At 59.5% G+C, this 18,995-nt stretch carries 18 protein-coding genes; 12 read left to right on the forward strand and 6 right to left on the reverse strand.

Annotated elements, in window-relative coordinates:
• The first annotated feature begins 115 nt into the window (after positions 1-115).
• Positions 116-1,027, forward strand: coding sequence for a 2-dehydro-3-deoxygalactonokinase (locus AGR2A_RS17620; protein WP_072493640.1), 912 nt, complete (start codon positions 116-118; stop codon positions 1,025-1,027).
• Positions 1,028-1,082: 55 nt separating this feature from the next.
• Complete coding sequence (locus AGR2A_RS17625; protein ID WP_072493641.1) at positions 1,083-1,709, forward strand: GDSL-type esterase/lipase family protein; 627 nt, start codon at positions 1,083-1,085, stop codon at positions 1,707-1,709.
• Positions 1,710-1,739: 30 nt separating this feature from the next.
• Here AGR2A_RS17625 and AGR2A_RS17630 read toward each other — a convergent pair whose 3' ends face one another.
• Positions 1,740-3,074, reverse strand: a complete 1,335-nt coding sequence (locus AGR2A_RS17630; RefSeq protein WP_072493642.1) for an aspartate aminotransferase family protein — start codon at positions 3,072-3,074, stop codon at positions 1,740-1,742.
• Between the two features lie 103 nt (positions 3,075-3,177).
• Here AGR2A_RS17630 and AGR2A_RS17635 point away from each other — a divergent pair, with 103 nt between their 5' ends.
• The 3 genes from AGR2A_RS17635 to AGR2A_RS17645 all read left to right on the forward strand — a co-directional run bounded on the left by AGR2A_RS17635 (position 3,178) and on the right by AGR2A_RS17645 (position 6,739).
• Positions 3,178-4,026: a LysR family transcriptional regulator gene (locus AGR2A_RS17635; protein WP_072493643.1), complete on the forward strand. Its 849-nt coding sequence runs from the start codon at positions 3,178-3,180 to the stop codon at positions 4,024-4,026.
• A 453-nt stretch (positions 4,027-4,479) separates the two neighbouring features.
• Positions 4,480-6,075 (forward strand): EAL domain-containing protein, encoded by a 1,596-nt coding sequence (locus AGR2A_RS17640; protein WP_072493644.1) that lies wholly within the window; start codon positions 4,480-4,482, stop codon positions 6,073-6,075.
• A 349-nt stretch (positions 6,076-6,424) separates the two neighbouring features.
• Positions 6,425-6,739, forward strand: a complete 315-nt coding sequence (locus tag AGR2A_RS17645) for a hypothetical protein (RefSeq protein ID WP_004438151.1) — start codon at positions 6,425-6,427, stop codon at positions 6,737-6,739.
• Positions 6,740-6,901: 162 nt separating this feature from the next.
• Here the strand turns inward: AGR2A_RS17645 and AGR2A_RS17650 are convergent, their stop codons facing one another.
• From AGR2A_RS17650 to AGR2A_RS17665, 4 genes are all read right to left on the reverse strand, one after another.
• Complete coding sequence (locus AGR2A_RS17650) at positions 6,902-8,683, reverse strand: thiamine pyrophosphate-binding protein (protein ID WP_072493645.1); 1,782 nt, start codon at positions 8,681-8,683, stop codon at positions 6,902-6,904.
• A 180-nt stretch (positions 8,684-8,863) separates the two neighbouring features.
• A complete protein-coding gene (locus tag AGR2A_RS17655) occupies positions 8,864-9,721 on the reverse strand; it encodes an SDR family oxidoreductase (protein ID WP_034498416.1) in 858 nt (285 codons plus the stop codon).
• Positions 9,722-9,799: 78 nt separating this feature from the next.
• Positions 9,800-9,979 (reverse strand): hypothetical protein, encoded by a 180-nt coding sequence (locus tag AGR2A_RS17660; protein WP_004438143.1) that lies wholly within the window; start codon positions 9,977-9,979, stop codon positions 9,800-9,802.
• A gap of 112 nt (positions 9,980-10,091) precedes the next feature.
• Positions 10,092-11,711, reverse strand: a complete 1,620-nt coding sequence (locus tag AGR2A_RS17665; RefSeq protein ID WP_080823251.1) for an FAD-dependent oxidoreductase — start codon at positions 11,709-11,711, stop codon at positions 10,092-10,094.
• Between the two features lie 195 nt (positions 11,712-11,906).
• On the opposite strand from AGR2A_RS17665, the gene AGR2A_RS30450 reads away from it, so the two are divergent.
• The 7 genes from AGR2A_RS30450 to AGR2A_RS17695 all read left to right on the forward strand — a co-directional run bounded on the left by AGR2A_RS30450 (position 11,907) and on the right by AGR2A_RS17695 (position 18,179).
• Positions 11,907-12,044: a hypothetical protein gene (locus AGR2A_RS30450; RefSeq protein WP_157952767.1), complete on the forward strand. Its 138-nt coding sequence runs from the start codon at positions 11,907-11,909 to the stop codon at positions 12,042-12,044.
• 314 nt (positions 12,045-12,358) lie between these two features.
• Positions 12,359-13,471: an ABC transporter ATP-binding protein gene (locus tag AGR2A_RS17670; protein ID WP_072493647.1), complete on the forward strand. Its 1,113-nt coding sequence runs from the start codon at positions 12,359-12,361 to the stop codon at positions 13,469-13,471.
• Positions 13,468-14,118 carry an ABC transporter permease gene (locus tag AGR2A_RS17675; protein WP_006698697.1) on the forward strand — a complete coding sequence of 217 codons (651 nt, stop codon included), beginning with the start codon at positions 13,468-13,470 and terminating at the stop codon, positions 14,116-14,118. The genes AGR2A_RS17670 and AGR2A_RS17675 overlap by 4 nt, the downstream gene beginning before the upstream one ends.
• Positions 14,115-14,786 (forward strand): ABC transporter permease, encoded by a 672-nt coding sequence (locus tag AGR2A_RS17680; RefSeq protein ID WP_034498423.1) that lies wholly within the window; start codon positions 14,115-14,117, stop codon positions 14,784-14,786. Before AGR2A_RS17675 ends, AGR2A_RS17680 begins: the two co-directional genes overlap by 4 nt.
• 61 nt (positions 14,787-14,847) lie before the next feature.
• Positions 14,848-15,762, forward strand: coding sequence for an ABC transporter substrate-binding protein (locus AGR2A_RS17685; RefSeq protein WP_022563532.1), 915 nt, complete (start codon positions 14,848-14,850; stop codon positions 15,760-15,762).
• Positions 15,763-15,862: 100 nt separating this feature from the next.
• Positions 15,863-16,603 (forward strand): histidine utilization repressor, encoded by a 741-nt coding sequence (gene hutC / locus AGR2A_RS17690; RefSeq protein WP_022563531.1) that lies wholly within the window; start codon positions 15,863-15,865, stop codon positions 16,601-16,603.
• A gap of 88 nt (positions 16,604-16,691) precedes the next feature.
• Complete coding sequence (locus tag AGR2A_RS17695; protein ID WP_072493648.1) at positions 16,692-18,179, forward strand: HAL/PAL/TAL family ammonia-lyase; 1,488 nt, start codon at positions 16,692-16,694, stop codon at positions 18,177-18,179.
• Positions 18,180-18,243: 64 nt separating this feature from the next.
• Here AGR2A_RS17695 and AGR2A_RS17700 read toward each other — a convergent pair whose 3' ends face one another.
• Positions 18,244-18,990 carry a phosphate/phosphite/phosphonate ABC transporter substrate-binding protein gene (locus AGR2A_RS17700; RefSeq protein ID WP_072493690.1) on the reverse strand — a complete coding sequence of 249 codons (747 nt, stop codon included), beginning with the start codon at positions 18,988-18,990 and terminating at the stop codon, positions 18,244-18,246.
• Positions 18,991-18,995: the final 5 nt, after the last annotated feature.

Consider the following 18,995-nt stretch of genomic DNA (forward strand, 5'->3'; position numbering starts at 1 on the left):
TTACTCCTCCCAATTAAGTATCATATATTGATACCTTGAATTCACTAATTGACACTACATAGACTTGAGCCCTATGACAAGCCCCCAGATGAAATGAACGAGGAGGTTCAGGGAAATGGCAGCACGGGCGACATCGATCATCGTCGATTGGGGAACGACATCATTGCGAGCGGCGCTTGTCGGTAACGACGGGGTGGAACTTGAACATCTGGAAACCGCCGACGGCATTTCGAGCCTTGCCGAAGGGCAACATGAGCCTGCCCTCATGAGCGCACTCGCCCCCTGGTTTTCAAAAAACGGCGCTCTGCCCGTGGCCGCGCTCGGCATGATCACCAGCCGCAACGGCTGGGTCGAGGTGGCCTATGTGCCCTGCCCGGCGGGACCGGCGGAACTTGCCGCCGGCACGGTGCGCAGGACGTTGCCCAATGGGTCCGACCTTGTATTCCTGCCAGGCCTGAACGACCCCGGCCGCCAGCCGTTTCCGGATGTCATGCGCGGCGAGGAAACCCAGATCGTCGGCCACGGCCTTACGGAAGACGTCACCCTCATCATCCCCGGAACACACAGCAAATGGGCACGGGTGAAGGCAGGGCGGATCGACGGTTTCCAGACATTCGTGACCGGTGAAATCTTCAACCTCCTCATCAATCACTCCTTCATCGCGCGCGGTTCCGCACAGCCGCCGGTCGACGATCCGGAGGCATACCTGTGGGGTTTGAAAGAGGCCAAAAAATCCGCAGCCATGCTGTCGCTGCTGTTTTCCGCACGCACCGGCGGGCTCGCCGGCAAACTGTCGGCACAGCAGCTGCGGTCTTATGTCCGTGGGCTGGTCATCGGACAGGAATTTCGGCAGGCCCGCGATGCGGGATGGTACGCAGAGGGAGACGATGCGGCGATTGTGGGCAATGATGGGCTCAACGATCTCTATCTGATTGCCGCTGGCGTATTTGGCCTCAGAATATCAATGGGCGATGACGACGCGTTGACGAAGGGAGCCCTGGCGGTTCTGCAGAAGACGCTTTCCTGAATGGAAACGCCGGCTGGACACCTGGTGTCCGGCCTTCACAATACCAGGGACCAACATGTACGATTACCCGCCCAGCATCGGCACCAGCCGCCACGAAAACGATATCCTCACCATCCTGACGCGCCTTCAGCGACTCGGGCTGCCGGAGGACCCGATTGCCTTTTATGGCTCCTCATCTTTCCGGATATGGAACTCCATCGCCGAGGATCTGGGCACGCTCGACATCGTCAATCTCGGCTTTGGGGGCGGCACCTGCCTCTCGGCCGTTCACTACATGGAAAAACTCCTGCTGCCGCTGAGACCCCGGAGAGTGGCGCTCTATTTCGGCGAGAACGACATAGCCAGCGATGGCTTAAAGGCGGCCACGGCGCTGCAACATCTGCAGGGGCTCAGGCATCGCATCCTGCAGGCGCTGCCGCAGACGCAGGTTTTTGTTCTGGCCATCAAGCACAGCCCCGCGCGCTGGATTTATCGTGGCGAATTCGACCTTTTCAACCGCATGGCGCAGGACTGGTGCGAAAACTCCAACGACGCCGTCTGGCTGGACCCGAATGCCGGCCTTATGGGGGAAAACGGCCTGCCGATGTTCCGCTATTATCTTCCCGACCTGGTTCACCTTAACACCGCAGGTTACGCGGTCTGGGCGGAAGCACTTCGGAAGACGCCGGCGCTTCTCGCCTGATTTTCAGGAAAGAAGCCCGGCATCGACATGCTACCGCGTCGCCTGGGCGGATTCGATTGAGTCCGCCAGTATTTCCAGCCCGAGGTCGATCTCGGCATCGGATACGGTGAGCGCCGGCGCAATGCGGAAAACACCGCCCATGCCGGGCAGTTTGACGATGTTCATGCTGAGCCCTCGCAGCATCGCCTCCTGCATGATGCGGGCGCCGAGCTCGAAACCGGGCGCTTTCGTATGCCTGTCGGCCACGACCTCAAGCCCCAGCAGAAGCCCGCGGCCGCGCACGTCGCCGACACATTCGAACCGCTGTTGAAGTGAAAGAAGGCCTTCCTTCAGGCGGTTGCCACGGGCGATTGCCTGCTCGACAAGACCATCGCGGGCCACCACGTCGAGAACCGTAACGCCGACAGCGGCAGGCAACGGATCCGACACGTGGGTCGTATAGAAGAGAAAACCTCTCTCAAAGGCTTTTTGCTCCACCTCCTCGCTGGTCATTACCGCGGCGAGCGGGAGGCCGGCCCCCAGCGTTTTTGACAGCGTCATGATGTCGGGTGTAACGCCATCCCGCTGAAAGGCGAACATGTGCCCGGTCCTTCCGACCCCGGTCTGGGCTTCATCGAGGATGAGCAGCATGCCGCGCTCGACGCACTTCTTCTTGAGCGCGGCAAGATAGCCGACGGGCAATTCGAGGATGCCACCGCTCGACAGAATTGGTTCGGCAATGAAGGCGGCAAGATTGCCGGTGGACTGGCGGTCGATCAGTTCGAAGGCGTCATCAAGCTCCGCCTTCCAGTCATTCGATCCATCAGAATTCCTGAATCGCGGACGATAGGCATTCGGTGCGGGGATGACGAGCGAGCCAGCCGTTGCAGGGCCATAGCCCCTGCGGCCGGCGCTATAGGTCGCGGAAGCCGCTGCGCCGGTCATTCCGTGCCAGCTCTGGGCGAAAGCGACGATCTCGTGACCACCGGTGACGAGCTTCGCCATACGGATGGCCGCCTCGTTGGATTCGGCGCCCGTAGTCAGCAATTGTACCCGGTCGAGACCCGGCGCGAGAGCTGCCAGCCTCGCCGCGAGCTCGACCACGGGACGGGACAACATCCCGGAAAACAGATGCGCAACCGACGCCATCTGCCGGTTGACGGTGGCGACGATGTCGGGATGGGTGTGCCCGAGCAGGGCGCTCATCTGGCCGGAGGTGAAATCGAGGATGGCACGGTCATCCGCATCATAAACGAAACTCCCCTCGGCCCGCTCAACAATGATCTCCTCGAAGGCCGGCCCATAACGGGTGAGATGTCTGTTGGCCGCCGCCCAGAAGGCCGGCTCCGCATTCAACGATGTGAAGTTCTTCGAAAGATCGTCCATGCCGAGGTTCCCTGTGTCTGATTTTGCCGGACGATAACAGGCTCTTGCAGCGGCAGTCCAATTGATAGTATTTCAAGCGGATATAGATAATTTTGATATCGCCATGCTTGATCTCACACTTCTGAAGAACTTTGTCACCGTTGCCCGCGCAGGCTCCATCAGCACCGCAGCGACGCAGGTGGGGCGCACGCAATCGGCGCTCAGCACACAGATGCAGCGGCTGGAAGAACAGGTGGGGCAACCGTTGCTGCAACGAACCGGTGCGGGCGTACGGGTGACGGCGGCGGGCGAAAAACTGCTGGCCCAAGCCAGCACCCTGCTTGCCCGTCATGACGAAATCCTCGCCGACATGAACGGCGCCACGGTCCAAGGCACGGTTAGCCTCGGATGTCCCGAAGATTATTCCATCGCCTTTCTTCCCGAATTGCTCAGGGGCTTCTGCGCCACCTATCCGGAAGTGGATTTGCGTATGGTCTGCGCGCCGACGATAGAGCTGCGCCCTCTCCTTCAGCGCCGTCAGATCGACATGGCGCTGGTTTCGCGCTCGGAACCGGATCACTCCGAGGTTCTTCGAAGGGAAAGCTTCGTCTGGGTGGCGGACAGGCCGGACACGGAACTTCTTGCCAAGGATGTGCTGCCGCTCGCTCTTTCGGCACCGGCGACGCTGGATCATCGCGCGGCGTGCAACGCCATGGAAACCGCCAATCGCCGCTACAGGATCGCCTTTGCCAGCAACAGCCTAGCGGGTCTCATCGCAATTGCGCGATCCGGCCATGCCATCAGCGTGCTCACGAGAACCGCTGTTCCACCGGATCTGCACGTCGTTAAAAGCTGGCTGCCTCCGCTGCCGACAATCGGCATAGCAATCGAATGCTCCGGCCCGCAGAGCTCCCCGGCGGCCAGGGCCTTGGGTGACCACATCCGTGCCGTTCTTCCAGGGTTGACCCCTTGAAACATTCCACCCAAGGCCACCGCATTCGCGCGGCTTTTGGATGAACGCAATACAGTTTTGCCCCAGAACCAAAAGAGGCCCGTTGTTCTTTTCAAACAACGAGCCTCTATCGTGCCGCTTGGCGGAGCGACCGGAGACAAATTCGCCTCCTGCACATGAACCTCAGATGAACAGCGACCCTTAACAAAGCCCGAGAAAACACCCGTAAGAATCCGGCGTAACGGCAGGCCGGATCGTTGAGATAATTCCGACAGAGCTTGGAATTGCGTCGAGGGATCAGTTCGGATCAAGACCCGCTCAACGAAAACGTGTATGCAGCGATCAGGGCAGCCATTTGGTCAAACCTTCGGACGCCCCTTCCGGGTGCACATCGGCAGGCGACCATCTGCGGCAGGAATATCTCATGGGGTTGATGGCTATGGGGCCAGCATTGCACATGCCGAGGGACCGGTGATGGAAACAAGACGAAACCGCGTCATCACGACTGGAATAATTCTGGGGCTTCTCGGCGCGATGATACCGATCGCCACCATGGCCTACGCATCATGGATCATCGCGGTCAGGAAGGATCAGGACATTTTGAAGACGCTTGCCGATCAGGCTACTCAACGGGCGTCGGACACGTTCAGGGACGCAGAGAATGCGCTCGATGATGTGGAAGCTGGCCGCTTGCCTTCCTGTTCCAACGACCACATAGAACTGATGCGCAGACTGACGATAAATGCACCGTCAGTGGAAGAAATCGGATATTTCGAAAACGGCATTCTAAAATGCACCTCCTGGGGAGCCACCCAGGAAACGATACGCCAATCGCCGATCGATTTTACGACCGGTCAGGGATTAGAGGTGGCTATTCGCGTGGAGCCAAGCGCCAGTCGCGGCACACGGATGATCGCCCTTCACCGCGGCGCGCACGGCGCACTTGTCAAACCCTCGCGTTTTGTCGACATCCTCATGGACGACAGCATGTCCCTCGCTCTTACGAACGACCGGGGCATTTTGATAAATGAACTGAATGCACCTGACCGCGCCCTCGTGCCGGCACCGCTCGGCAAGTCCGAAAAGGGCATGACGGAAGACACCATCTATGCTGTCAGCCGCCGTGACGATCTGGTGGCGATTGCGATGGAGCCACGTTCCAACGTCGCAGAGCAGGTGCGGCGTGAACGGATCTTGTTTCTTCCCGCCGGGGCAATCGTCGCGGCCTTAGTGGTCGGCATCGTGGCATGGTTGTCGAAGAGGCGCCTGTCGCCACTCGCGGAGCTCGAGATCGCCGTTCGCAAACGGGAATTCATCGTTCATTACCAGCCGATCGTGGAATTGAAGACGGGCATCTGCGTGGGGGCGGAAGCGCTGGTGCGATGGAGGCGGCCGGACGGTACGCTTGTCCGCCCCGACCTGTTTGTCCCCCTGGCGGAAGAAAGCGGCCTGATCATGCCGATCACCGATCAGGTCATCGACGCCGTCATTGCCGATCTTCGCAAGGTGCTTGTCGAGGACCGAACCCTGCACATCGCCATTAATCTCTGCGCGGACGACATCAAGTCTGGGCGTGTTCTCGCGGTCATCGCCAGCAAGCTTCAGCATACGGACATCCGGCCCGAGCAGATTTGGCTTGAGGCCACCGAGCGTGGCTTCATCGACATCAACGCGGCAAAGGTCACCCTTGCCGAGGCGCGCCAGCACGGCCATTCGGTGGCGATCGACGATTTCGGAACCGGCTACTCCAGCCTTCAATATTTGCAGGGCCTGCCTCTGGACGCGTTGAAGATAGACAAATCCTTTGTCGACACGGTGGGCAAAGATACCGCAACGAGTTCGGTCACATCACACATCATCGGCATGGCGAAAGCGCTTGGCCTGTTCACCGTGGCAGAAGGTATCGAGGCGGAAGACCAGCGGGACTATCTGGAAGGTCAGGGTGTGGATTTCGGTCAAGGATGGCTGTTTGCGAAAGCGCTTCCCGCCAGCGAATTCCTTGCCTACCACCGTCTCACGAAGCAGAAATACGGCGCCTCTCCCGAAATCATCAAGGCGGCGGGCAAATAGGACATGGTCGTGTGCGAGGTCGAATCCCGGGCTGGCAGGCAACACAGGTTGAAACTGCGATATCTCAAAAAGAGACCTCCCCAAAAGCATCTTGGAGGAGGCCAGTTGGGGAGGTCGTCCACGGTGACCAAGCCAGGTGCAGTTTCGGAGCGCTTGGCCACACAGCCCATCGCACGGGCCGCCCTCGAACCGGGCACTGCGACAATTGTTCCCTGACAGGCGTTTTTTGACTTCATGCGCATCCCAGGGGCAGCAATTGATACCCCTGAGAGAAAAGCGCGAACCTCAGCCGGCGGGAACATCATCTGGCGAGGCGAGTTAGGGGCGGTTCAACAACAGGAGAAACGCGATGCCCCGCGGCGACAAATCGTCCTATACGGACAAGCAGAAGCGCAAGGCCGAACATATCGAAGAAGGATATGAGGATCGTGGCGTACCCGAAAAAGAGGCCGAACGCAGGGCCTGGGCCACGGTGAACAAGGAGAGCGGCGGTGGCAAGAAATCCGGCGCCGGCCGCGGACACGCGGAAAACCACGCGCCATCGAAAAAGGGTGGCCGCAAGGGCGGCGAGGCCGCGGCTGCGAGACCCAAGACCGAACGGTCCACCTCCGCCAAGAAAGCTGCGGCCACCCGCAAGCGCAATGAACAGCATGCACAGCATTGAACCGTAAACCGATCGTGTGTTCGCCAACCAGAGGCGCTGATGTCGTCCATGACGTCATGACATCCGATGCGTGCAACATGAATGCCGGGGAAACCGTTCAGGAGGCTTGCGTGGCTGAACAATCAGCCAAGGGCGGTCACCTGCCTTCCCAACCGGCACCGATCAGTCCCCGTCGGTTTCAGCGTTCTCTCCGCCCCGCATCATCGTCAGCAGCGGTTCGCGCGCGATGTTTTCTTCGATCCGCTGATGGCCAGAGGTTTCCGGTAGAGCCTTCTTGAAGTTTGCTGCGTAATCCTTCGGCATTTTCGGTGGCATCATCGGTTCGTATCTATCGACATTGGCCTGGATAATGACCGGTCCCTCCACCGCGAACGCCTCGTCAAGAACCCGCTCGATCTCATCAAATGTGGAGATCGTGAAACCTCTTCCCCCCATTGCATCTGCCGCCGCGGCAAAGTCGATCGGCGCGAGTTCGCAGGCGAATTGCGGGTGGCCGAGGAACATCATCTGCTCCCAGGCGATCTGGTTCAACATTCCATTGCATATGACCAGGATCCTGAGCGGCAGGCGATGCCGCACGGCGGTGGAAAATTCGCCCAGTTGCATTGCAAGGCCGCCGTCGCCCACAACCGCATGCACATGTCGGCCGGGACACGCCAGCCCTGCGGCAATGGCATAGGGCAAACCGGAGGCCATCGAGGCGAGTGCACCCGAAACGGAAAAGGCGTTTGTGGTCCTAAGATCGATGTGGCGCGCCGCCAACTCGGTATTCTGGCCTGAGTCGGTCACGAGCATTGCGTCCGAACCCATGCGTCGCCCGAAGGCATGAGCCACCGGCTGTGGCTTCAATGGGTGCGAGCGGTCCGAGGTGAGAAGCGCCATCTGATCACGCCACCCGCGCATCTGGTCCTGTGCGGCTTCAAGAAAAGACCGGTCGCCCTTTTTGTCCAGCATGGCGTTCAGGCGGCGCAATATGTCGCCCGCATCGCCCACAAGGCCACACTGCACGGGATGACGAAGCCCAATGCGTTGCGGGTCGAGATCGATCTGGACTGCCTTGACTGCCCGGGGATCAGGGTAAAATTCGATATAGGGAAAAGTCGATCCGACAATCAGCAACGTGTCGCAGTTTTTCATGATTTCCTGGGATGGTGCAGTGCCCAGGATACCGATACCGCCGGTGGTGTATGGGTCGTCATCATCCAAGGCCGCCTTGCCGAGAAGCGCCTTCGCCACCGGTGCGCCCAGCAGTTCCGCGCTTTGCTTCAGCTGGTCGCGCGCTTCGATAGCACCGCGCCCGGCCAGGATAGCCACCCTTTTTCCGTCGTTGAGCAAGCCAGCGGCCTCTCGGACAAGATTGTCAGTGGGTTCGTGGCGGTAAGAGAACCATTCATTCGGAACGTGCCTCGGCAGGTTTCGCCGGGATCGGCCTTCCTCTTCTGCCGGCTTTTCCTGCGTGTCGTTGGCGACCGAAAGATGCGCCACACCGCGGCGGGCGAGAGCGGTACGGCAGGCAAGGCTGGCGACATTTTCCATATGTGCCGCGTCGCTGACAGCAGTATTGTAGACGCTGACATCTTCAAAGACCCGTGTCAGGTCAACATCCTGCTGCGTAAAGGTTTCGACTAGGTCATGATATTGCATCCCGGTGATCGCAAGGACAGGAACCTGATCGAGTTTGGCATCATAGAGGCCTGTCAGCAGATTGGTGCCGCCGGGTCCCGAGGTAGCGAGACAGACCCCCAGCTTTCCCGTCCATTTGGCGTAGGCCGTCGCCATGAAGGCCGCAGACTGCTCATGCCGGGTCTGGATAAACCTTACGGCGTCCTGACGCTTGCGCAGCGCTTCCATCACGCCATTGATACCATCGCCCGGAAGACCGAAGACGGTATCGACGTTCCATTCGATCAATGTCTCCACCAGAATATCGGCTGCTGTGGTCATTGTCCGTTCCTCGCTCCTGTCGCACTCCACCGATTGCCGTCGGGATGCTCATTTTCCAAGGGAGTCGTACTCGGCTCCACGATACGACGCTGTCGGGGTCATCGCCGCGGCCGAAGCAAGCCCCAAGGCAGCTGACCCGTCGCCCAGGCACGCGCCCCCCACACGGCTTGCCCACCGGGTTCAGATGATCGGCTTGCCGCCGGTCACGGCTATGGTTGCGCCGGACACATAGCTCGAAAGAGGATCAGCCAGCATGACATAGGTTGTCGCCAATTCGGCTGGCTGTCCTGGGCGCTTCATCGGCACCTGCTTGCCAAACTCGGCTACTTTTTCCGCGGGCATGGTGGAAGGTATAAGGGGTGTCCAGATCGGACCGGGCGCGACCGCATTCGCCCGGATGCCTTTTTCCGCCAGCAGCTGCGCCAGGCCAGCCGTAAAATTCTGGATCGCGCCCTTCGTGGTCGCATAAGCAAGGAGAGTCGGATTGGGACTGTCGGAATTGACGGAGGCGGTGTTAATGATTGCCGCTCCGGCCTTCATATGTGGAACGGCTGCCTTCGTCAGATAGAACATTGCGTGGATATTGACGGCAAAAGTCATCTCCCACTCGTCGTCACTGATGTCTTCTATTTCGGTGAAGGTGTTCTGATGGGCCGCGTTGTTGACGAGGATGTCGATGCCGCCCAGTTCCGTACGGGCCTTCTCGACAATCTGGCGGCAATGGGAGGATGACTGGATGTCGCCCGCCACCAGAACCGCCCTGCGTCCGGCTTCCTCTACCAGACGCCTCGTTTCTTCAGCGTCATCGTGTTCGTCGAGATACGCTATCAATATATCGGCGCCCTCGCGCGCATAAGCGATGGCGACTGCCCGCCCGATACCGCTATCGCCGCCGGTAATGATCGCCTTTTTTCCCTCCAGTCGGCCAGACCCTACATAGGTCTTTTCACCGTGATCAGGAACAGGTGACATCTCATTGGTACGGCCTGGGATTTTCTGTTGCTGTTCTGGAAAAGGGGGCTGCGGGTAACCGGTCATGGAGCTTTCCTGTCTTTCACAAAATAAACAAAGAAATCCCCGCGGCGCGCGCGGGGATCTTTCGGCTATCGGTAGTCACTAGGAGTTTTTATGGCTCTGCTGGCCGGCCTTTACATGCTGCTCATGCGTGCCGCCGCGGGTTTTGCCGTTGTCACCGCCGCCGGAGGCCGATGCAGACTGCGAACGCTTATCGCTGCCTTTATGGCTCTGCTGGCCTGCTTTCACGTGCTGTTCGTGCGTACCACCCTGATTTGCCATGGTATGTCTCCTCATGTTGGTGATTTATCACTCGCGCGCCTCATGGCCCGCACCAGTCGAACTGCGCGGCCCGAAACGAGTTCCGAGATTTAACATTTCGTGAGGACGTATTTCAGGGACCGGCGTGGAACGCTGGCTCGTGGCCCTTGAGCTTTTGGCCCAGATGGTCGGCAAGCCGCATGGCAAGCGCCACGGCCGGCAAGGTGGGATTGGCGTGCCCGCCCGTCGGGAACACGCAGCTCCCGGCGACATAGAGATTGGCGATACCGTGGACCTTGCAGTCACTATCGACCACGCCCGCATCGGCTGTTGCGGCCATCCGGGTCAAGCCGATCTGATGGAACCCGTCATAGGCCTGAACACGAAGAGCCTGCCGCCGCTTCGAAGAGGGGTGTAGAAAGTCGAGCTTCCCTACCCCATTTTCCCGCAGCCACTGATCCAGAAAAGCATGGGATTTTTCGATCGACTCCAGATCTTCCTCGCTGACCCGATAGTCTATCGCAACAGCGGCGGGCCGATCCTCCACGCCGGCGGAAGGCGGCAGAACCGTGCTGGCGTGATCAGGTATCTGCTCTGCGTGATAACGCAGGAGATAGCGCCGTGCCGGATTCACGAGCGGTTTATTGCGATCGCGGCGGCGGAGGAGCTGGCCGACTGTGGTCTGCAGATCGCGAAAAGCCGACAATGTAGGGACCAGATTCCGGAAATGCTCGCGATAACGAACGCCTGTGCTCAGGCGGGACCCTGCGGCCTTGCCCTTGGCCAGCAGACCATAAAGTCCGGTTAATTGCAGGGCGAGAAAGAGGGCGGAAAGACCGGCAGAATGGTGAATCGCGTTCGATATGGAGATGGTATCGAGCCAGAAGACGGAATTGAGCAGACCCAGACGCCGCTGGACATCGCCTGAAAGCTGGAACCTTCGACGGAAAATTCCGCCGGAAGGCGCTCTTTGAAAAGACAGCTGTTCCACCGTGGCGTCATTCTCAAGCTCGATCACGGCAATATAACCGGTAAGATGGCCTTGATAATAATGCCCGAGCGTCGGAGAAATACGCTCGGGCTGTTTCTTGCGTAGTTCGTGAAGCAAGCGGACATTGCCCACGCCGCCGCAGGCCAGCACAAGCGTCGTTACCGGAACGCGCATGTCGCCATGCCCGTTGCTGAGCCGGACATCCGTAACCGCCCCCGTGGCGTCGACATCGATTGTCGTTGCGGATGTATCCGAAAGAAAATGTATCAAACGGGATTTTTCAATTCGCTCCCGGCATGTCACGCCAAGGTCCGGCTGGCTGCTCCACCACTCGATAGAGTCAAGATGGACATCTCCTGCCGGTGAAGCACCGACGCCCGGCGACAGAGCCGAAGCCCTGACATTCAGAAAGTGCAGGGCATCGGCATAATAGCGGCTTATACTCTCATGACCGATCGGCCACCCGGAATTGGGAACATGCGCACGCTCGAGAAAGTCAATGTCATCGAACGGCACGCAACGCCCGCCCCACAGTGACGTGGTCCCGCCAAGCCCTCCTGCCGTCGAAGAAGCCAGAGGCGCATGGTGGTGGTTTGTAATGCTGGCAAGCCGTCCATCATGGCCATTTCGGCCCGCCTCCACCAGCAGAACACTTACACCCTGTCTTTCGAGGGCAAAGGCAAGCGCGAGCCCGACCGGCCCCGCCCCAATAACGCAAACCTGAAACGATATCGAAGACGCGCCCGGATTGTATTCGACCATCACCCCTCGCTTCCACGGATCATTTCACACTAACGGATGGTGGGGGGTGCCTTGCAACGCCAAGTTTTCACCGTTCACTTCGCGCCACTCGCCCCCCCGGGCGGGAGCGCCGTACAGGTTAGCCAGAGAGCTCGCCGGACTCAGACCCGAGTGCAAGAGAAGAGCTTATGCGGCAGCGGCTTCGGAACCATGCAGATGAAGAGCAATTTCAAAGCCTCGCCGTTCCAGCCAACGGGCCACGACCCGGGCGCGAGCTTCCAGCGGCTTATCTACGGGAACGGTGCGAGCGGCATCATTCACCGGCAACACACATGTCTGCCGCTGAGTTTCTGAAACGAAGCCAGCGTTAACCATCGCCCCGCGCTCAGCCCGCGCAGAATTTTTTCTCGACATCGTGATTGCTAACTGGGGCAGCCCCCCCTTTCCACCGACTTGGGCGAAAGACAGTGCGGGGCGATTTCTCTTTCAATTTCAAACGGTCACATTCCCCACACCCCACGCAAATCGCCCAAAGAATTATCAAAATCGCGACACGCGAAATCTTTAGGCACACCCGCTTGCGAAATCGAAAACTTCGTGATTGTATAGACAACTTGAGGGCAGCAATAGAGGGTGGTCAAAAACCCCGGCTACAGAGGATTGTGTGCGTGATAACGTTCGATCAGGTCAGCAAGCATTATCGTGGCGCGACAACGGCTGTAGACAGGTTGTCGCTCACCGCGCCGACAGGGAAATTGACCATTTTCGTTGGCCCCTCAGGCTGCGGCAAGACCACATCACTGCGCATGATCAACCAGCTGATCACGCCTTCGTCCGGGTCGATCCTTCTTGACGGCGAACCCACGGACAAGATGGACGTAGCGCTGCTGCGGCGTCGGATAGGGTACGTCATCCAGAACGCTGGCCTCTTTCCCCATCGAACGGTGGTGCAGAATATAGCGACGACAGCGCGCCTGAACGGCACCCCCAAGCAGCAGGCGCTTCGCACCGCGCACGATCTGCTGGAGCGCGTAGGACTGTCGGCTGCCTTTGCCGATCGGTATCCGTGGCAGCTATCCGGTGGACAGCAACAGCGTGTCGGCGTTGCCCGGGCTTTGGCGTCGGATCCGAAATTCATGTTGATGGACGAGCCCTTCAGTGCGGTCGATCCGGTCGTTCGCGCGCAGTTACAGGATGAATTCCTGCGTCTTCAGCGCGAAATCGGCAAAACCATCATCATGGTGACACATGATATCGACGAGGCACTGAAGCTTGGGGACCAGGTGGCGGTGCTGCGCACCGGCGGTACGCTGGCGCAAATTGCCACGCCACGGGAGTTGCTTGCGCGGCCGGCGGATGAATTCGTCGCAGACTTCATCGGCCGCGATCGCGGCTACCGGATCCTCGGTTTCGCCGAGTTCAAGGAAGGCATTTCTCTTGGTAAGGAGCCGACGGCGCCCCTCGGCACCAGTCCCGAGTCACTCCGTCAGATTGCCACAGACGGTTGGGTCCTGATAACCGACGCCGCAAATCGTCCGCTCGGCTGGGTGGACGTTGAAAGCACCGGAAATACCGTGCGCGAAGGCGACCTTAATCTCAGCGGAACCCTTGCTGTCGAGGGAAGCAGCCTGCGCCACGTCCTCGACGCGGCGCTCAGTTCACCTTCAGGCCGGGGCGTGATTGTGAGGCCGTCCGGCGAACTCGTTGGCACTGTGACCTTGCCTGATGTTGTGGCCGCGATTGAGGCCGCGCGCAACGGCCGTCAGGGGACGAGGTCATGAGGTTCGACTGGTTATACCGCGAATCCGGCCGCATCGCCGAACTGTTCGCCTGGCACGTATGGCTTTCCGTCATCCCCGTTGTGATCGGACTCATCCTGGCGCTGCCCCTCGGATGGCTCGCGCAGCGGGCAGGTCTTTTTCGCTCTGCAATGCTCGGCGCAGCCGGGCTGCTTTACACCATTCCTTCGCTGGCGCTCTTCGTCCTTCTGCCGCTCGTATTGGGTACACGCATCCTCGATCCTCTGAACGTCGTCGTCGCGCTGACGATCTATGCGCTGGCTCTTCTGGTGCGAACCGTCAGCGACGGACTGGAGTCGGTGTCGCCGGATGTTGTCCAGGCCGCGAATGCCATGGGGTATCGCCCCATGCACCGTCTGCTCTTCGTCGAGCTTCCCCTCGCCGTTCCCGTGATTGCAGCGGGCCTGCGCGTAGCCGTGGTTTCGAATGTCAGCATCGTCTCGGTCGCGGCGCTCGTGGGGACACCCCAGCTCGGCCTGCTTTTCACACAGGGACTGCAACTGCGCTTTCTGACACCGATCATTGCAGGCATTATCCTGTGTATTGTTCTGGCGGTCCTTCTGGATGGCATTGTGCTTTTCATCGCGCGTCGTCTCACACCGTGGCAGGCTGGAGGTGCTGAAAGATGATCGACTGGTTTTCAAACCCGGCACACTGGACCGGCAATGACGGTGTCTTCGCGCTTATTGTGCAGCACCTGGTGTATAGTTCCATCGCCCTCTTTTTTGCGTGCCTGATCGGCCTGCCGGTCGGCCTCTATGTCGGACACACCGGCCGTGGCGTTTTCCTGATTGCCGGTCTCGCCAATGCCTTACGCGCACTTCCGAGCCTTGGCCTGATCGTTCTGCTGGTAATCCTGTTCGGACCCGTCTTTTCGTCAGACATGGCCTTTATTCTCCCCAGCATCGTCGTTCTGGTGCTTCTGGCGGTGCCGCCCATCATGAATGGCACATATGCCGGCGTGGCGGCGGTTGATCCGGCCGCGGTTGATGCGGCGCGCGGCATGGGCAAACGCCCGCTCGACATTCTCTTCGACGTGGAACTGCCATGCGCACTGCCGCTGATCTTTTCCGGCCTGCGCAGCGCCACATTGCAAATCATTTCAACCGCAACGATCGCCGCTTATGTGTCACTCGGCGGACTGGGCCGCTTGATCATCGATGGGCGGGCGCAAAACGATTATTATCAGATGGCAGCGGGCGCCGTGCTTGTTGGCGCTCTGGCGCTGGCCGTCGACCTGACGATAGGCATCATCTCGAAGCTGACGATCTCACCCGGACTGTCGCGCCGCCATTAGGCGCGACATGCCCGAAAGACCGACGCATTTTCACCCAGTAAAAAACAAGAGGAGCAGCTGCATGGCATTCAGGATTTTAAAAGCCGCTGGCGCATTGGCCTTCATGGCGCTTTCGGCGACCACATCGTTTGGCCAGACCGACCCGCTGGGCGCGGCCCCGGCGGCGCGAACGGACACCTCGACCATCATCGTCGGCTCTGCCGACTTCCCCGAAAGCCAGCTTCTGGCGACCATCTACGCCAAGGCGCTTGCTGCAAAGGGCATCAAGGTGGAGACGAAACTCAGCATCGGCAGCCGTGAGGTCTACATCCCCGCCCTGCTCGACGGCTCGATCGATCTCCTGCCCGAATATGCGGGTGCGACGCTGAGCTATCTCGACAAAAACGCCACGGCGCACGCACCGGCGGACGTGGCGGCTGCGCTCAAGGCCGCTCTGCCAAAGGGCGTGTCGATGCTGACGCCATCTGAAGCACAGGACTCGGACGGCGTCGCCGTGACACGCGCAACCGCCGAGAAATACAAGCTGAAGACAATTGCCGATCTGGCACCGGTCGCCTCAGAATTGGTGCTCGGCGGTCCGCCGGAATGGAAAACCCGTAAAGAAGGCATCATCGGCCTCAAGGACATTTACGGCCTGGAGTTCAAGTCCTTCAAGTCGCTCGATGTCGGCGGTCCCTTGACGCTGTCTGCGCTGGTGAACGATCAGGTGCAGGCGGCAAACCTTTTCTCGACGGATCCCGCCATTGCCGCCAATGATCTCATCATTCTTGAAGATGTGAAGAACCTCTTCCCGGCACAGAACATCGTCCCGGTTATCGCGACACCAAAGGTCAGCGATGTCGTGACAACGACGCTCAACGCCGTATCCGCAGCCTTGACCACCAAGGATCTCATCGTCATGAACGGTCGACTGGCCAATCATGACAGCTTCGACGTCGTCGCCGAAGAGTGGCTCACGGCTCACAAGTTGAACTGATCATCATTTGCGGGTATGGCACACCCATACCCGCATACATGCATTTCACTATGTCAGACGCCGAGATTTCGGGCTGTGACGACCAAGCGACTTGGAACCCATGCACACGGTAAAGAAACAGGTCGAAAATCGGCAGGATGAAGCGGCAATTTCCCCGCCGCTTTACGTCAAACTCAAGGACTACGTTCGCAGCCGCGTCGAAACGGGCGAATGGTCGATCGGCCAGCGTGTACCATCGGAGAATGAACTGGTGGACATGCTCGGTGTCAGCCGCATGACCGCCAACCGGGCGCTGCGCGAACTGGCGGACGAAGGATTTCTGGTTCGTGTCCGAGGCAAAGGCTCGTTCGTTGCAAGTAAAAAGCGAACGTCCCAATTCCAAAGTGTTCCCAATATTGCCGACGAGATCAACCAGAATGGCGGCATTCACACGGCAAAGATCGTTCTGCTTCGCACGGAGACATGCGATGCCGAACTCGCCGAAGCGCTCTCTGTCGATGTGGGCGCGACGGTTGCTCATTCGATTATCGTCCACGCGGAAGATTCCGTCCCGATGCAGATCGAAGATCGTTTCGTAAACCACGGGATCGTTCCGGATTACGTCAATCAGGACTTCAGCACCAGAACGCCGAACGGCTATCTCACCGCCGTGGCACCGATCATCAGGGCTGAACAACATATCGAGGCCGTTACGGCGCAGCCGTGGGAATGCAAGCTTTTGGCGATCTCCAAAGCAGAGCCCTGCCTTCTGGTGCGACGCCGGACATGGTCTGACGTTGGCGTCATCTCGTCGGTGCGCCTGCTCTATCCCGGAAGCCGCTACCGCCTTTACAGCACCTGATACACAGGCAGGCGTACAAACCGGATCAGTCAATGGCAACACAATGTCGTCGTCTTCCGTCTAGACGGCGTTCCTCGAGGAGAACCTCATGACGGTCATGCTGGACAAGGCCCTGAGCTGGCACGATGTCGCCCTTGTGAGCCAAGGCGATCATCTCGTCCTTTCGGACGAAGCCTACCGGCGGATCGAAAGGGCAAGCCGAATTGTCGACGGCATCGTTGAAAACGGTATCCGTGCCTATGGCGTCAACACAGGTGTTGGCGCTCTGGCTGACACGGTGGTCGATCGCGCTGCCCAGGGAAAGCTTTCCCGCAGTATCGTTCTCAGTCACGCCTGCGGCGTCGGCCCATTGCTTGGCCGTCACGAGGTACGCGCAATCATTGCCTCACAAATAGCCAACTTCGCCCATGGTTACTCCGGTGTCCGCAGGGAGATCGTTGCCCATCTGACGAGGTTCCTGGAATGCGACTGTATCCCTGATGTGCCCTCAAAAGGGTCAGCCGGATATTTGATACATAATGCCCATATTGCGCTCGTGTTGATTGGCGAAGGCAGGGCAAAGCTCGGTGGCAAATCATTCAGCGGTCGGGACGCTTTGGCGGAAATGGGCCTTCAACCGCTCGTTCTTGGCGCCAAGGAAGGTTTGAGCCTCGTCAATGGCACGTCATGTGCGACGGGCCTCTCCAGTGTCGCTCTGGCACGCGCAGCACGGCTGCTTGATTGGGCGGATGCCATTGCCGCGCTGACGCTGGAAGCGGTCGGCTGCCAGATGTCGGCCTTCGAAGAAGCCGTGCTCTCGCTACGCTCCTCACTGGGCATGGCAACGGTGGGAAAAGCCCTCAGGACGCGTCTTGAAGGCAGCGGTCTCATCGAAGCGTCGTTTGGCAAGCGTACACAGGATGCCCTCAGCCTGCGCGCCATTCCCCACGCGCATGGCGCGGCACGCGATGTGTTCGATAGCTGCGCGACCATCATTGACCGAGAACTGGCCTCCGTGACAGACAATCCGGCGCTCGCCGGGTCACCGGAAGAGCCCATCGTATGGTCGCAGGCTCACGCGGTGGCCCCGGCCCTTGGACAGGCAGCCGATAGTCTTGCCATCGCACTCTCCCAGATCGCGGCGATGAGCGAACGACGGATTGACAGGCTCGTCAACCCTCTCGTGAGCGGGCTTCCTCCATTTCTCGCTTCCGATCCCGGCAGCCATTCCGGTTTCATGATCGCGCAATATACCGCAGCTGCGCTGTCCAACGAAAACCGGCGCCTTGCGGCGCCCGCTTCCACCGATGGCGGGCTGACCTCCGCTCTGCAGGAAGACTTCCTGGCCCATCCAACCGCCGCCGCCAACAAGCTCCTCGCAATTATCGAAAATGCCGAATATATCCTGTCGATAGAATGGATGGCGGCGACACAGGCGCATGATTTCATTCAATCCGTTGCGGCAAGGGCGCCCGGTACCGACGCGCTCTACGGCCTGCTCCGCACCCATGTCGCCCCTTACTCGGATGACCGGCCGCCCTCGGCGGACATCGAGGCTATCCGATCCCTTATGTCGCAAAACACGCCGCCAAACTGATATCAGGCGGCGCTACAGGCACATGCAAAACCGATTGACGGCCACACTGTTTCCAGCTTCTCCGTCACATCGCGAGTTTAATATCCATACCCTTAGCGCGGATGAAGGGAAGGCCTCTGCGCCGCGCGGTCCAGCCGACAACGTGAAGGCCTGCTGCTGCCGGCTCATATCGTTGGGCAATCATCCAGGATTTGCAATCAATCGCGGCAATATCGGCATCACCGTGGGCAACGGCAATCACCGAAGCGCGGTGCGAGCCAGTCTCAACCAGTTCCCGGAACATATCGAGGCCTTGACCGGCCGCCTGTAAATCGCGTTTGAGGCTGAGATAACCGGACAAGGACCGGTGCTCATTAAACGCCAGCCTTTTCTGACTGAAAAATCCGAGCGGCAGAATTGCCTCGCCTTCCTCGGACGGGGCGACGTCGCCGCCGCCTTCACCAATGCGGGCGATGAGGGCACTTGAGTAAAATGCACCCGCGCCGCCTGTGATCCCGTCATAATTGCCCTGACCGATGACCTCGACGTGATCTTCGAGGCCAAGCTCCATAGGACCCCAGCATGTCTGGGAAACGAGAAGGTTTGGATGGCGCCACAAGACTGCAAGATCGAGGGAGAAAGGATCAAGCGTGGCAGGATCCGGAGCGATGACGGATCCTGCCTCATCACGAATGCCACCGGGAACGGGCGGCATATCTGCGTTGCGCCGGACAAGGCGCTCGGGAGCATCGATGCCTTGCGCAAGAAATCTTACGCGCATTCCCGCCCACACGGCATCGGTCTCAGCACGCAATTCTGGCCAGTCATACATCGGCA

Source organism: Agrobacterium genomosp. 2 str. CFBP 5494 (assembly GCF_900013495.1).
Lineage (GTDB): Bacteria > Pseudomonadota > Alphaproteobacteria > Rhizobiales > Rhizobiaceae > Agrobacterium > Agrobacterium pusense.